This is a genomic window from Mesorhizobium escarrei (genome assembly GCF_935825525.1).
In the GTDB taxonomy this organism is placed as follows: Bacteria; Pseudomonadota; Alphaproteobacteria; order Rhizobiales; family Rhizobiaceae; genus Mesorhizobium; species Mesorhizobium escarrei.
In genome coordinates, this window is sequence record NZ_CAKXZT010000177.1 from 1 (window position 1) to 14,451 (window position 14,451).

A 14,451-nucleotide genomic window follows, 5' to 3' on the forward strand; every position below is an offset into this window, starting at 1 on the left:
CCTCGATCGCCTGGGGATCAGAGTCGTGGTGCCGGCCTTCTGACTGTACCCCACACGAATGAAGCCGAGCCGCTCCATAAAAGAATAAAATAAAGTTTATGCATGGCCTGCCGCCCTTCGGCCATGCAGTGCCTTTACCTTTCCGGCGGTGGGGCTTCTGAAGATATCCTTCCAGAATACGGTCCCCAGGGTAAACTGCGGAGCGTCAAAAAAAGGAGTTCAAACGCCCGCCGCCCTCGGCATCCCACGCCGAGCGTGCAGGTCCAGCCAGAACGAAAAGCTCGCACCAAACCAGAACGGTGTTGAGGTCTGCTCGTCGCGGAGCTTCGAGTAGTGGGCGTGTGTCCGGCGGACTTCATCCTGATCAAGCCATCGTCCAAGCGTATCCTCGCCGAATGGACCTGATGCCCCTTCCGGGAAAACCCAATCGCGTGTCCGCCGCAGTGTGCTCGTATCCCCAGCTTCCAATGCCAGCTGCTCCGGGGTGGGCGGAAGTTGCAAGGGGAGGAACTGGAACTGACTTATGCACTTGAACTCCGTATAGCCGAGAGCGCTCAATTTCGTGACGAACTGATCGAGGTCACCTAGTTCAACTGAGACATACGCCGGCAGATCGACACGATCTTGTAACGCTTCGATGCATAGGAAATCGTTACCTTCGATATCGATCTTAAGGTAGAATGGCACACCGCATTGCTCTAAGACCCATCCGAACGTCTGGCAAGGGACCTGGATCCTGTGGTGGGGCAATCCGTTACGGGATGAAATAGTGCGGTCAAAAGAGTTCCAAACGCTGCGTGCTTCGCATATCCAGAAATCCGAGACGCCGGGTTTTGCCGCGATCCCAATGTTGACGATCTGCAGACGTCCGCTTTCCAATTCTTTCCCGAAGCGGCTCACGGCGCCTTTGCAGAGATCTGGATCAGCTTCGATGGCTACGACACGAAAACCTCGGTGGAGGTAATATGCGGTATCATCCCCATTGTTCATTCCTACGTCATAGACCAAGTCAGCCTGCATGATACCTCGTTGTCTACTGAACCTGCATTGTTGTTTGGACCCTCGTCCTGAACCGGCGGCAACAGCGCCGGCGGCCCCGGGAAACATCGGATGACGCGCGCTATTCCCGAGTCGCCCTTCTTTCATCATTGCGGACGCGCTCCGTCCACCAACCGGCCTCTCTCGCGATCTTTTCGAGCGCAGCCGAAAATTCGTGGCCGAATCGCTGCGGATCGTTGTGGGCGGGTGGGCCAGCCGCCAAGGCCAAGCCCAGCCGGTCTCGAAGCGCTCTCAACTTCTGGCGGTCGTTCGCCAGCCCCGCCGCAATGAAGCGGTAATCGTCAGGTGTGTGTGCGACCATTTCAGGTAGTCCGCAGGCTCGAATCCAGGATGTTCCTGTCAACTCGCGAAGGGAGTCGCCGGCAAGAGTTAACGCAGGCGTACCTGCCGACAGCGCTTCGCAGACGGTCGTCGCTCCAGTGTAGGGAAAACTATCGAGATAGAGATCGGCGTTTGCCATGATCTCTCTCACTCGGTTCGGTGTCTGAGTCGACAGAACAACCGCCCGCTCTTCCGAGACACCTGCAGCTTGCAAGCAGCGCAAGAGCCGATCGCGAAAACGGGCAGGCGCGAAATCCATCGACCAGTTGGACGCGAATGGACAGAGTACAAGCATACACGCCGGTGCATCGCGCAAGATCGCCGCCCAGGTCTCCAGAAGCCTGTCCTCAATCTTGTGCGCCATGGCGCCGCTCACGAGCATCACTGCGTCTCTTGCGACACCGAGGTCCTGCCGGAGCTTTGCGGTTCTTCGAGGGGTTTCTTCGGTGAAGGCATAGGCGCTTTGGAGCGGCCCCTCGATCCAGGCCAGTTGTTCGACGTAATGCCTCTGTGGCTCGCCAGGTTCGGTGGCGCGGCACGACAATGCGAAATCGAAGCTGCGAAATCCACCGGTCGTCGGGCACACGGCGGCGTGCCAGATCTGAACCTCCGCCAGCCGGTGCGCGACAATAGCCGACGTCTTCTCGTAGTCGGCGACGTAGCAGCCGGTTACGAAGAGATCCAGTTGCAGCGCTCGGATCGCTGCGACGGATTCGCCTACCGAAAGTCCACTAAGGCAAAGTTCGCGCTCGAAGCGCTTGCCGACGGAGACACCACCAGCCCCCTTGTCCATGCGGATGAGCACCGGTTCGAAGAGACTGCGGTCGATACCGGCGTACATGCCGAGCAGTGCCCAACCTTCGGGATTTGGCAACACATCTCGCACCAGAACACCGAGCCGCAATTTTCCGCTGGATGGGGGGCGACGGCGCGGCATGGCGAGGTGCGCGCCGTGCCGGACCAGCAGGCGCTCGATGCATCGGCTGCGCAGCCGAACAAGATCGCGCAATTCGCCGGCGCCGAAGATGGCGACCGTACTGCGCAACTCGCGTAAGCAACGAGCGGCCAAAGCGTAGATGGCGCTCTCAAGAGGCGCGCGTGCCAAGACGCGGTCGATACTTGAAAGCAAACGCAATAGAAAAGCACGATAGGTTTCACGGGCGCTTGCGGAATGAATATCGGGCGCGCGACCGAGATAGATCGCCGCACCGTCCGGTATCCAGAGAAGCGGCGCAGGCAGGCTTTCCAAGTCAGGCGAAAGGGCCAGATAAGCGGGGCGAAACAGGAAAGACAGCAGCCATCCCCGCAATGCCGACGCTTCGGGGCGGTCACGTGGCCGGCCTGTCCAAGAGACTGCACTCACGAAGGCGACCGCTTCTGCGTTCTGGACAGCATGGCCGAGGCCCACGATGACGTCCAGACTACCTTTTTCCGAGGCGAGCAGGACCAGCGCCTTCGCGTCGCATGTTTCGATGAACTCGGCCAATTCCTGGCAAATCGCGGACAGCTCTACCATACCGCCGGCACCTCGATCTGAAACAAGCAGCGCTTTGCCCTGCCCGATAAGAGAGCGGAACCTCGGCGACGGCCTCGCTTGCGCCTTCGGCAGAAACGGCGGCGCATCGATCGCCTCGCGACCTCGAAGCTCCATACTGGTCAGGACGAAGGCTGCGACCGTCGCAGCCGCGCTCGTACTGGATGTTTCGGGCACATACACGGAGTGAAACACGAGGTTGGAAGGCTTGCGCCCGGATTGCCGGGGCAGCGCGATCTCGATCTCGCCGGCACCATCGAGCTGTACGGCCGTGTGGATATTGCCGTCCTCGCTGACCGCGAAGAAGTGGCGGAATCCTGGAAGTGGATCGAAAAGCGGTTCGATACAGACGCGAAGGACAAGATCACTTGCCATTTCTGGCGTGCAAAAGGACATCTGGGCTTCGGCTAGGACGTTGCGCGCACCTCCCAGTTCCGGTTCGACATGCCAACCCGAGCCTAGAAAGGCACGGCCGGAATCCTCAATTCCGAGGAAAATGCATTCGCCTAGATTAAGGATAGGCGGAATGCTCCGATCGTCAATCACCGACAGACTTAGGTCCAGCAATCCGATTTCGGCGATGCGAAGCAGCGCGCCCGCCGCGTCGGTAGCCGGCTCGAATCCGATTTCGATATCATTAGATAAGACCGCGACCTGGTTTGTGGGCAGTCGCACGACCAAGCTTCGTGTGCTCCCGAGCCAGCCTGAAAACAAGGAACGCCCGTCCTGACGCAACTGCAGCCAGCCGCGCGGCGGAAGTTCTCCGAAAGAAAGAACAACTGCGAACTTTCCTGACGACGCCACCTGAAATCGCATTCTGGCACTTTCGGCGCGCATGGTTGCCCCGCCGTCGTTGTCCGTTTCCCATTCGCTGATGTCGAGTCCAGCGGCAAGCGCTTCCGCGAAAGGAAGCAATCCCGCCGTGCACAAACAAGGCGCGGGCGCGTTGACTCCCTTGGTCGATACCTCCAGGCCAAGAATCCTCGGCGGAGGCGGTTGACGATCGGCCGGTCGCTGGGCTCCGACCCTAGTGGAGACCTCGACCGTGATGCATCGGTCCAACGCCCAAGGGTCGTAGGCGACCGGTACGCGCACGCGTATCGCATCGCTCAGTTGTCCGTGCCAGACAAGCTCCCCGTCGAGCTTGACCTCCGCACAGGACTGACCATTGTCCGCCCCAGCAGCAGGTTCGATTTCGAGCGCGAGGAGCAGCGCTTCCGGCGATGGGTCGATGTGGAACTCAACCAGACTACTGAGTCGCGACGAAGACGTGCCGTCAAGCAGATCCGGTACAGGACGTAGGGGTTCGCGCCTATCCCAGAGAACGCCGGTCCAGCGATCGAAAGGTAGGAATTTCGGCCATCGCGATCTTTCCAGCCGAGCGACCGCAGAACGGTCCACCCGTATTTCCTGGCCCGCAGATACGTCACTCGGTGGGTATGTTCGCGAAGGCCTTCGGCTCGTGGCGCCCGCTTCTTCGAGAATTTTCCGGGCACGGTGGCCAAGCAGGAATCGCAGCGCCTCCGCTTCATGTGGATCCTCGGTAAAACGCTCGGCGACTTCCGCAAGATCAAACAGCGCGTCGGAGGTGTCGGTTCTGTTGGCAAACTCGCGCGCGAGGTGCGGCATGGCGTCTAGCGCCTGGGCATGGTTATTGCCGCCATGAATGCGATAAGAACCCAGAACCTGCGGCACGTGGTCGGCGCGCCCGAAGAGCGCTGCCGCGCGGATGAGATAACAGTCGGCACTGATGCGCCAGCGCGGTTCAGGCATAGGCAGAACGCGCTCGAGCAAGCGCCGCGAGAACGCGTTGCCCGATGTCGGCGGAGATGAAAAAGCGCCGGTACTGAGCAGTTCCGGACGGTTATCACCCGCACTCGATCTGATCGATGGGGCATGCACGCCTGTGCTGTGACCAGCACCGTCGATGGTTTCAAGCCCGAATGTGAGGACGGCGAGATCGTCGCTCCAATGGTAGAGGATGACATCGATCGCGTCTGGACGAAGCAGATCGTCTGCGTCGACGAAGATCACAATGTTCCCAGTCGATCGGGCGAAGCCGACGTTAAAGGCAGCTGCCTGCCCGCGATTGTCGGTCCTCAGCAGTTCGATTCGACTGCCGTATCCCTCGAGAACCCGGCCGGTGGCATCAGTGGAACCGTCGTCTACCACGATCACTTGGGAGGGCGAGCATGTTTGGCCCAGGATGCTTTCGAGGCAGTCCTGCGTGAAATGTCCATAGTTGTAGCAGGTGACGATCACGCTTACTGTAAGATCCGCAGGTGCTTTCAAACTGGGTGGTCCGCCGTCGCTTCGCCTCTGATCCCTCATTTTTCCTGATCCACTAGCTTGCGCCGTGCGTTGTCGCCCGATGACCGTCCATACCTGGCTGCTACGCGCGATCGTCCAGCGTGTCGGACGACCTCGACGGCGCATATCGCGCCGCCGAGCATGCCGGGGCTGCTGGCGCCAACGGCAATGGCGGCCACGACGGCATCCACTTCGATCGTCAGCAGCGGGCCGCGTTTCGCGTCAGAGGGCACGATCGGCAGGCGGAGCGTTTCGAGGCCGCCTATCTGGGTTTCGGCGGAGGCATCCCCACACATCAACCGAAGATGCTGCCTCGGTCGAAGCTGGGTTAGCACGGCTACATCCAAGAACTGCGAGTCTTGAGGCAATGGCGGCAACTTGAGGGAAGTGCGATGCACCGCAAACCAGAGCGCCGAATCAAGCACCGGATACCAGTCCGAGGGCGCGACGGTAAAACGCGACAAGGTCCCAGCATCGAAGAAGGATGCCGCAGCTTCGGAAGTCCCCTCATCTGGCTGGATCGCAGGTGAGGCCGGCCTGAAAAGCTGAACGGAACCGAGCGTGAACGGCCAATCGCCTTCCAATCTGCCTTCCAGCACCGGACACGCCTCCCCTTCCGGAAGGTCGACCGTTAGCAGATTGTCGGCCCCCAGCCAGTAAAGGCAGGTTCGTCCGCCAACAGACAATTTGGCCATGACCGGCTCCGTGTGCGCCGCCCTCATCGTCAAATAAAGTGCCAGCCTCGCCGGTCCAAAACCTGCGGGCACCGGAATGCCTAGCCGGAAGTTGCCGGGGGCCAACAACGCTACCTTTCCGTCGGGGATTAATCCCCGCGCGTCTCGCCCGGGGCCGTCCGCATAGGGTCCAGCGTCATGGCGGATGTTTGGGCTAAGGACGGTGCCGCCATGACCGTAAGTGAGCGCATCCACTCGAAGCGAAGCGAGTCGCAGAAAGGGCCATCGGCCGGTTCCCGGATCGGCTCCGAGCCAAAGCTCCACCTTGAGCCGGCCCGATATTCCGGCGATGTCTTGGGAGACCATCACGGAAAAGGATCTCCCGTCTGGGGCCTCGTGGATTTCCATCATCACGCCGTTGACGACAACCTGCAGCACGTCGACGAGCGGAGAGCCGACGTCGTCCGCCAGGCAAAGGCAGAGCGAGTAAGGCGCACGCTCGTGCACGGACAATGCCAGAGTTGCGTGCGCACCCGCCATCGCTACGCCATGCCTGTCCGGCCAGTCCCATCCATTGACCAGCATTCCGTCGGCCCGCGAGAATTCAGGCGGCCAACTGGCGTGCGATCGTTTGCGTGAGAATAATACCTCGTGCGATACGGGAACGCGCGGCGCAACCGGCGGCGCTGCAGGTAGGAGAGAAATCTCTAACAGCCGGAAGCAAACCCGTTCGGCTTGCGCGGGAGGTACCCGCATGCTCAGGCATGCCGCGTATGCTCCCGGACCCGAACCGATCGGCGTCCAGCGCAGGAGTAGTTCCTGCGGCAGGGTGAATTCCATCGAGCCGGTTCTATGAAGGTCGAAATCATCGATGGCAACGCCGTTGAGGCGCACTTCGATGCCCCGGACCGGCGCATCGCCGGAAATTTCGAATTCGAACCTTCCCCGCCAGTTCGCCGCGATCTCCGGTAAACGAAAAGCGAGAAAGGCTTCGGGCGCTTCCGGCCTTAAGCCGGAAATTTCGCCGAGCGACCACCCCCCGCCGACGATCCGGCGTGCCTTCGGCGACGTGGCGAACGTGACACGCTCCCCGGGGCTGAGACGCGGCCATTTCGCGGGCCCGGCCGCATAGACAAGATCTATCAACTCGGGTTTCAATGCGGCGATGGAATGGGCGCCCGCAGCCTGGCCGCCGATTACCAAGCGCGATGACTCGATCGCGTGCCGTAGCCTATCGCCAAACCTCATAGTACGGGATGTCAATGCGTCGCCAACCCCTCCAGCCACGTCCCTCATGATCCGTGTCACCGAGCGATCCGGGCTTTCGAGCGTGACCTGCAACAGCAGCCGCCTGAGCCCGAGGCGACATCGCTCCGCAAGGGGGGGCGGCATGAATTGCGCCAACTTCGGCAGGATGCCTCGCCAAGCCCGCGCACGCTGCACCTGAAGCTTCGGGAGCAGGTAAGGCTCGGCGCCGAGGACCCGAAAGTAGCCGTTTCGGTCATGCACGCGATACTGCCCCAGCACCTCGTCGAGATCGGCTGTCTCGCCCAGCGTCGCGCATGCGATTACCAGATACAGGTCGGCGCAAAGGCGCCAGTCCTGCTCCGGAATCGGAAGCACGGCCTCCAGGATTTGCCGCGGAAAGGCGTTGCCGCTGGTTGGCATGAAAGGAAAGATGCCGCGCGCTGCGAGCACGCCGCACAGCCAACCTTCGGAATCACGTCCGTCGGGCGCATAGAGCCCGATCGGCCGGCCAGCCTGGTCCACAGTCTCCAGCCCGAACTGCAATCTGGATACACCGCGCAGCGATGCCTTGCCGATCTGCTCAACTAAATTTGGAAGCAGCAGGTCATCGGCGTCAAGGAAAAGTACAATGTCTCCGGTCGCGTGCTTGAATCCCTCGTTTAGGGCGGAGGCTTGGCCGCCATTGGCCTTGAAGACCGAAACAATTCCCGGCGTGGCGGTAATCATTTCGCGTGAGCAATCGGTCGAACCGTCGTCGACGACGATCACTTCCCTCGCGGATACCGTCTGGTTCAGCGAAGTCGCAATCGCATCGCCTAAATAGGAGCCGTAATTGTAATTATTGATGACGATGCTTACAGACCGGCGCGGCGCGCGCCCTAGCGCCGTCACAGCTTCGTCCAAGGCCGCGGCCAACGCCTCGGGATGGTTGGGCAGCGCGTTCAGCAACGCTTCCAGCGCGAGGGCTCGGCGGGCGTCGTCGCGACGGTTCCTGGGCGATCCAGACACGGAGGCGAACGCGCCCGGCAGATCAGAAGGCTTCGAGACGTCATGGGTCAGGCTAAGCCGGGCGAAGCAATTTTCTCCCACTACAATCAACTCCACTCCCGCGGCGAGCGCGGTAAAGGCAGCGATTGATGGACCCGAAATGAGCGCCACCGGCAGCTGCTCGGCCGCTCCTTCCATCTCGTCGGACGGTACCGGCAACGGGCTGGTTTCCGCAGGAAGCCAGCTAAGCGGCAATTCGTTAACCACAACGTTTCCGAAGGTCCTCAGGGTAGCAGTTTCCACTGGATTGCCAGTTAATGGCAGGCTGGCTACAAGAGCACCAACCGCGTCGACGCCCAGCGTCGAGCCAAAGGCAGAAACCAACCGCCGCAAGCGACAGTCCTCACCCTGTCGCCCGCTCGGTAGGTATTCTGAAAGGCGATGGCGTCCGCTGATCCAGCTGCTGCTGACCGAGATTGTCGGCAAGTGCGCGGCGGCCGCCGCCGCAAGCATGTCGCCGTGCTCCGGATCGTCGCAGCCGCACGTAAGAACCGCTGCGCCACCATTCGCGGCGACATCTGCTGCAGGCACGACCCTTAGGGCGATGGAACGCGCCGCCAGCCGTTCAGCCAATCCCATTTTCAGACCAAGCTTATGGAAAGACGGCGTGACCAAACAAACCACAGACTCGGCTGAGTGAATCACTCCCTTGTCAGTGCGCATTCGTCATTGGCGGCTGGGAACTCAGTACCGCCCGCCTCCCGCTTGTTTAGGTTCGCTGCTCCTGGTTGCAAGGCGCGTTCTGGGCCCAGGCAAGCTAACGCGCACGCGGGCGGGAAGCGCGCTCACGACCGACGAGTCGAGCCGAGCGATTGCAGAGGGTGACAAGGCCGCCAGCACGGATGCTGGCATTGCGCCGAGGAGCGGGGCAATGCAACGGCTAGACGGATAGCTGTTGAGGAACGCATTAATGTCACGCGGCGACCTGGACTGCAGGGCCGTGGCGCACATCGCGCCTTCCGCCTCATTGACGTCCCTTTCGGCCTGGGCTTTCGCCATGACCCGCCATTCCGGAACGCAGCCGACCTGGGTGAGTGCGATGCCGCCGAGCGACACGCCCGTGATCAGCGAACGTGTCAGTGCAGAAAGCTTTTCGTCGCCCGGCATGAAATGCTCCAGAATTTCAAACCAATGACTGCGTCGGGGCGCCTATTCCCTCAATTTGTAATATTACACGGAAACGATGTGATGCAAAGCCGCCGTGATGGCCCCTTTTTCTTTACCGTCCGTCGGCGGTGCGGTAAGGAAGACGCACGATCAAACCGCTGAGGGTTCAAGTAGAATGCGCCCAGGCCTTCTCTTTCGGTTTCTGGCGTTTCAGAACACACTCGCCGCCACATTCGCTCTGATCCTCGCCGCCGCGATTTCGGTTGCCTTCACCGATTCCGCGCTTGCCCAACGGATCGCGCTCGTGATCGGTAACGGCAAGTACCAAAGTGCCGGAACGCTGGAAAATCCGCCCAAGGATTCCGCGGCGATCGCCGAAAAGCTTCGCGAGCTCGATTTCAAAGTTACCATGGCGATCGACTCCGATCTGCGTGGTATGCGCGCATCCTTGCAGGCGTTTACCGAAGCTGCGAGTTCCGCCGAGATCGCAGTGATCTTCTATGCGGGCCATGCGATCCAGGTAGACGGTGAAAACTACCTCATCCCCGTTGACGCAAAAATCCGCTCTCGCGACGACCTGTCGCCCTCGGCGGTTCGCGCCGGCGAGATTTACGAGAGCCTGTTGAAGGCCCGCCCACAGGTAACCGTCCTCATCCTCGATGCATGCCGAGATAATCCTTTCACCAAGGCGGTCAAGGCCCCCGCCGGTCTCGCTAGTGGTTCAGCTTCCTCGGCCATGCTCGTGAAACACCCTAACTCCGGCGGTGCGATCATCGGCTTCGCCGCCGCGCCCGGAGCGGTTGCCTATGACGGCGGGGCCGGCAACAGCCCCTACACGACCGCGCTGCTGCAGTGGATCGACCGGCCGGGCCTCGAACTCGCCACAATGCTGCGCCGCGTTCGCAGCACGGTGGTCGAACTAACACGTGGCGCACAGGTTCCCTGGGTCGAGGAAGCCCTGCTGCGCGAAGTGTACATGCATCCTTCGGATCCCGCTGCAATCGCCAAACTCGAATCCGGCGAGAAGCTTCAGGTCGCACTTCTCGACACGATGCGGGCTCTAGACAATCCAGAGGAAAAGATGGCCGCCAGTGAATTCTACAAGCGATTCACTGGCAACGACCAGGCGACGCATCTCGTGCTCGGGGAATCCGCGGAGAACCAGCAGAATCCAGACAACGCTTTCGCCACCCAGGCTCTTGTGTGGCTGTCGATCAGGCAAAGCCGCGATCCGGAAGACTTCCGCAAGTTTCTCGCGAGCTACCCGGAAGGACCATTCGCGCTCCTCGCTGCTGCTAGGCTTGAGCGCGTTGAGGCTGATCGGTTCAAAGTCGCTTCGCTGACGAACAAAACCGGCATTCTGATAGTGGGGGAGACGTCTGTTACTGCCGTCACACCGTTGCCTTCGGAAGCAATGGTACCCGGAGCCAGCACTGACGCAACTAAAGCACTGCAGGATGCACCCGCGCAACCGCAACTGCCCGCTGCCAAAACGGCGCCCGTCGCCGGGAGGGCGGAAGCAAAAGTGGTCCGCCCCGAAGCCCTCGGACCGGCGGCGTCTCAGGGGCAGCAGGTGGCCGCCCTTGAGACCGACGATCAGCTCGAAAGAGAGGCCGAACTCGGGCTCTCGCGCGATGCGCTCTCAGGCGTGCAGATGCTTCTGGCAGCCTCCGGAAACTATAGCGGGGCCATCGACGCCAATTTCGGCCCTAGGACGCGCGGGGCTATAGCCGCCTTCCAGAAGTCGGCTGGTCTGGCCGATAGCGGCTATCTGAACCGGGCAACGCTTCAAGGGCTGACGAACCAATACGCCCGGAAGGCGCTGTCGGGCTTGACACATGCCAGCGCGCGCGCGGCCGTACATCTGGTGGCCGCCGTGGCATCGCGCGGTCCCGGTGCCCGCCCGATCACTCTGCGCGTTGCCGCGATGAGCCGCAACGACCAGGTCCACGCCTTTTGGAACAACCTTGCCCAGGATTTCGAAGCCGCGCATCCGGGCTACCGCGTCGAGATCACGCATCAACCCGACTATGAGTACAAAGAGAGGCTGCTATCTATGCTCGGCTCGCCGACGCCTCCCGACATCATGCACACCTGGGGCGGCGGCCATCTGGAGGCGCTGAGGGACGCCGGGTTCGCACGAGACCTAACTCAAGAGATGTCTGACGGCTGGGCGATGGAGTTCCGGCCCGGGGTCTTGCAATCTTTCACTCAAGACGGTCGCATCTACGGGGTGCCGTCGTCCGTGGAACTTGTATCGCTATGGACAAACAAGGCCCTTCTAGAAAAAGCCGGTGTCAAAAGGGAACAACTCGCGACATGGGACGGATTCCTCCGGGCCGTGCGCCAGCTGCGATCCGCTGGAATCGTTCCGATCGCCATCGGCGGCCGCGACCGCTGGCAGTTCCAGTTCCTCTACGGAATGCTGGCGGAGCAGATCGGCGGGCGCGACGCTTTCGCCAAGGCCTATGCTGGTGGCTCGGATGGCTTCATAGCGCAACCTTTCGTCGTCGCCGGAGACCGGCTGCGACAGCTGGCAGACCTCGATCCGTTCCAGCCGGATTTCCTCTCGGTTGGCGAGGGGGATGCGGGAATGCTCTTCTCCAAGGGCAAAGCCGCGATGATGGTCACAGGCAACTGGCGTCTCAACACTATGCGCTGGAACTGGCCGGGTGGCTTTGACAGAATGAAGAATGAGCTTATGCGTCTGGAGTTGCCGGGCACTGCCCATGGGGTCGATGGAGCGGCCACCTACGGCGGCGCTGACGGCTACGTCATTAACAGCAAGGCGCCCGACATGGCAGTGGAACTGCTCCGCGTGCTCGCCTCGCCCGCCGTCCAGACAAGGATCGCAGAGCTTGCCGACTCGGTCCCCTCCGTCTCAGGAGCCGACCTGGGCGTCTCCGATCCATTCGTCAGCGAGGTAGCCGACACTCTCCTCCGCAGCAGCTATCACCAGCTTTACTATGATCAGGCGCTCGGACCGGAAGCCGGCGAAGTCGTGAATGACGTAGCAACCCGCCTGGCGACGGGTCAGTTAGGCGGTAAAGAGGCCGCGCGCCAGATCGATCGTGCCTGGCAGCAGGCTCTACACGAAAGATCGGATCAACCGGTGCCAATCAAGCCGTAGCTGCGGCCACGAGACAGATAAGCGTCGAGATCGGTGCGTCCAACTCACCCGGATGTAGTTGCTTTGCGATCTAGCCACGGCTACTGGCGCGACGCTACGATGCTGCAAAACAGTTTGGCCGCCTGAGACCCGGTCGCATTGTCCGCCGCTTCGCTAGTCTTGGTCTAGTTTCCGTCCCAAACGCCCGACGTTTGTGGACGGAAACTAAACACGAGGGCTCCGCGGCGGACACACCAACGTCACCGCTGAATCGCACGCCATTTTGCAGAACTTGACGCGGCGGACACACCAACGTCACCGCTGAATCGCACGCCATTTTTGCAGAACTTGACGCGGCGCACACAACTGAAGTCCCAGTTGGAGCGGGCTTCTCGGTTGATAGTGTGCGCGCGGCTGCTCAGAACCGGCTGCAAGGTAAATTTGCCTCGACAATCGCCGCCGCCCAAGCGATGTCCGCACCGCCTACGGACGACTACATAGCGTCGAAGGAGCCGTCTATGAACGGCCAAAATAGTGCTAACAAGCAGTCCTGGCTATTCCGGGTTACCAACTATGCGACCAGTACGTGGTCATCCATGCATCCGGAAAAAGTTCATTTTTTTCGTTTGTTGACAGGTAATTTCCTGACAATACCCTACTTCGAATAATTTGGTGAACAGGATTTGTCCAATCTAGAGGGTATAATCTATTTGCTGGAAGTATAGAAATATTTGTTCGACGAGGTTGAGGTTTTAAATTCGATGGAAGCTTCGCCTCCATTGTCGAAATAGCGGTTTTCGAAAGAATTGTATTTTTTGCTTGATAAAGATCGACCGCAGATTTCAGTATCACTGGACCGGTAACATATTCAGGGGAACGTTGAATATCTTTAATCTGCAGCATTATCCAAATGACCAGCAACCAAAATTCTTCCTTCGGCTTGGACGCCATTATCGCGTTCGGGATTGAATGATCAGGATCGGTTCCCATTTGGCCGAGCATGACGTCGCCCTCCCTTCGCAACCCGTCGAGTGATCGCAAACATTCGACGTCGAGATCGGCATATATACCCCCATATCTGTATAGAAAGAAATATCGCACGACGTCAGCGCGATATATCTCTCCCGGGTATCTCATATAGAACTCATAAAACCATGGAAATTCTGACTTAATAAATTCGCGATTATCGTCGTCATCCCACAACACCATTTCGAAGGAGGGATTTAGTTGCGCGAACGTGTCCCTCCACATCTTAAAATTATCTGGAAATGATATCTTCGATTTCCACGTTTGAAATATTGTTGATGGGATTTCACCGTCTTGAGTCAACTTTTGATATGCATTACGCAGCAATGTTTCATTGACGAATATTCCTCCTACTTCTACGAATATCTCTTGACCGTACTCGTTCCAATTCACAAGCAGTTTTCCGTTCGAAAGACTATAAATCCCACGACCTCCGCCTTCGTGCTCTATTTGATCATCCACTGATGATAGCTTCAGGGATCCTTTCCAATGTGGATGGACTGCTAGGACGGTCCGGAATTGTGGGCCACTCATTTTCAATCCGACGTGTAGGTCGGTCCTTTCACTTCGCCTAAGTTGCGCGTTTGCGAGACGTCATCAACTCTCTAGCGGAAAAGCCCTCGAAGCTGAAGGGGAAGGGAGGCTGCCGGTCTCAAGACAACGCAACTTTGCTGCTAGGTAGCGAGGTAGGGACGAACGTTGACTTGGCGAAGGACAAGCCGGCTCGGCGCGCCCACTTTCGCGACACACCGAAGCCCAGGAGCATGGCCGCCTGGGACGTGGCTGTGCCTCGGCAGGCCCACGGCGGCAGGATAATCTCGAACTCCGGATTCGAGTCATCGCCCGAGGTTAGAAGCGCAGAATGCTTGGTTGCAAACAGCACCAGCGTCTTCGTACAGTCTGCGCGAAACCCAGGCAGTGGAATGCTCTAAGACACAAGTCGCGGCTCGGGGCTGCCTTCGTTGCCGTACGCGCCGATGGCGCCATCCTTATGCGCAAACGTGCGGATAAGGGCC

General features: G+C 59.9%; 6 protein-coding genes. 1 reads left to right on the forward strand and 5 read right to left on the reverse strand.

Features of this window, described 5'->3' with window-relative positions; genetic code table 11:
* Nucleotides 1–219 precede the first annotated feature (219 nt).
* The 4 genes from NMG80_RS35050 to NMG80_RS35065 form a co-directional block, all read right to left on the reverse strand.
* The gene (locus NMG80_RS35050) at nt 220–1,020 is read right to left on the reverse strand and encodes an FkbM family methyltransferase (RefSeq protein ID WP_254022373.1); all 801 of its coding nucleotides are present in this window, start codon (nt 1,018–1,020) and stop codon (nt 220–222) included.
* Nucleotides 1,021–1,120: 100 nt separating this feature from the next.
* The gene (locus NMG80_RS35055) at nt 1,121–5,176 is read right to left on the reverse strand and encodes a glycosyltransferase (RefSeq protein ID WP_254022374.1); all 4,056 of its coding nucleotides are present in this window, start codon (nt 5,174–5,176) and stop codon (nt 1,121–1,123) included.
* A 65-nt stretch (nt 5,177–5,241) separates the two neighbouring features.
* A complete protein-coding gene (locus tag NMG80_RS35060; RefSeq protein WP_254022375.1) occupies nt 5,242–8,766 on the reverse strand; it encodes a glycosyltransferase in 3,525 nt (1,174 codons plus the stop codon).
* Between the two features lie 111 nt (nt 8,767–8,877).
* Nucleotides 8,878–9,300: a hypothetical protein gene (locus tag NMG80_RS35065; RefSeq protein ID WP_254022376.1), complete on the reverse strand. Its 423-nt coding sequence runs from the start codon at nt 9,298–9,300 to the stop codon at nt 8,878–8,880.
* Between the two features lie 175 nt (nt 9,301–9,475).
* Here NMG80_RS35065 and NMG80_RS35070 point away from each other — a divergent pair, with 175 nt between their 5' ends.
* The gene (locus NMG80_RS35070; protein ID WP_254022377.1) at nt 9,476–12,430 is read left to right on the forward strand and encodes an extracellular solute-binding protein; all 2,955 of its coding nucleotides are present in this window, start codon (nt 9,476–9,478) and stop codon (nt 12,428–12,430) included.
* Between the two features lie 543 nt (nt 12,431–12,973).
* Here NMG80_RS35070 and NMG80_RS38095 read toward each other — a convergent pair.
* The gene (locus NMG80_RS38095; RefSeq protein ID WP_436798753.1) at nt 12,974–13,897 is read right to left on the reverse strand and encodes a glycosyltransferase family 32 protein; all 924 of its coding nucleotides are present in this window, start codon (nt 13,895–13,897) and stop codon (nt 12,974–12,976) included.
* Between the last annotated feature and the right edge of the window lie 554 nt (nt 13,898–14,451).

Excerpts from the sequence above, each read along its gene's own strand:
- NMG80_RS35050 (WP_254022373.1), bottom strand. The coding sequence starts at position 1,020 with ATGCAGGCTGACTTGGTCTATGACGTAGGAATGAACAATGGGGATGAT.
- NMG80_RS35065 (WP_254022376.1), bottom strand. The coding sequence starts at position 9,300 with ATGCCGGGCGACGAAAAGCTTTCTGCACTGACACGTTCGCTGATCACG.
- NMG80_RS35070 (WP_254022377.1), top strand. The coding sequence starts at position 9,476 with ATGCGCCCAGGCCTTCTCTTTCGGTTTCTGGCGTTTCAGAACACACTC.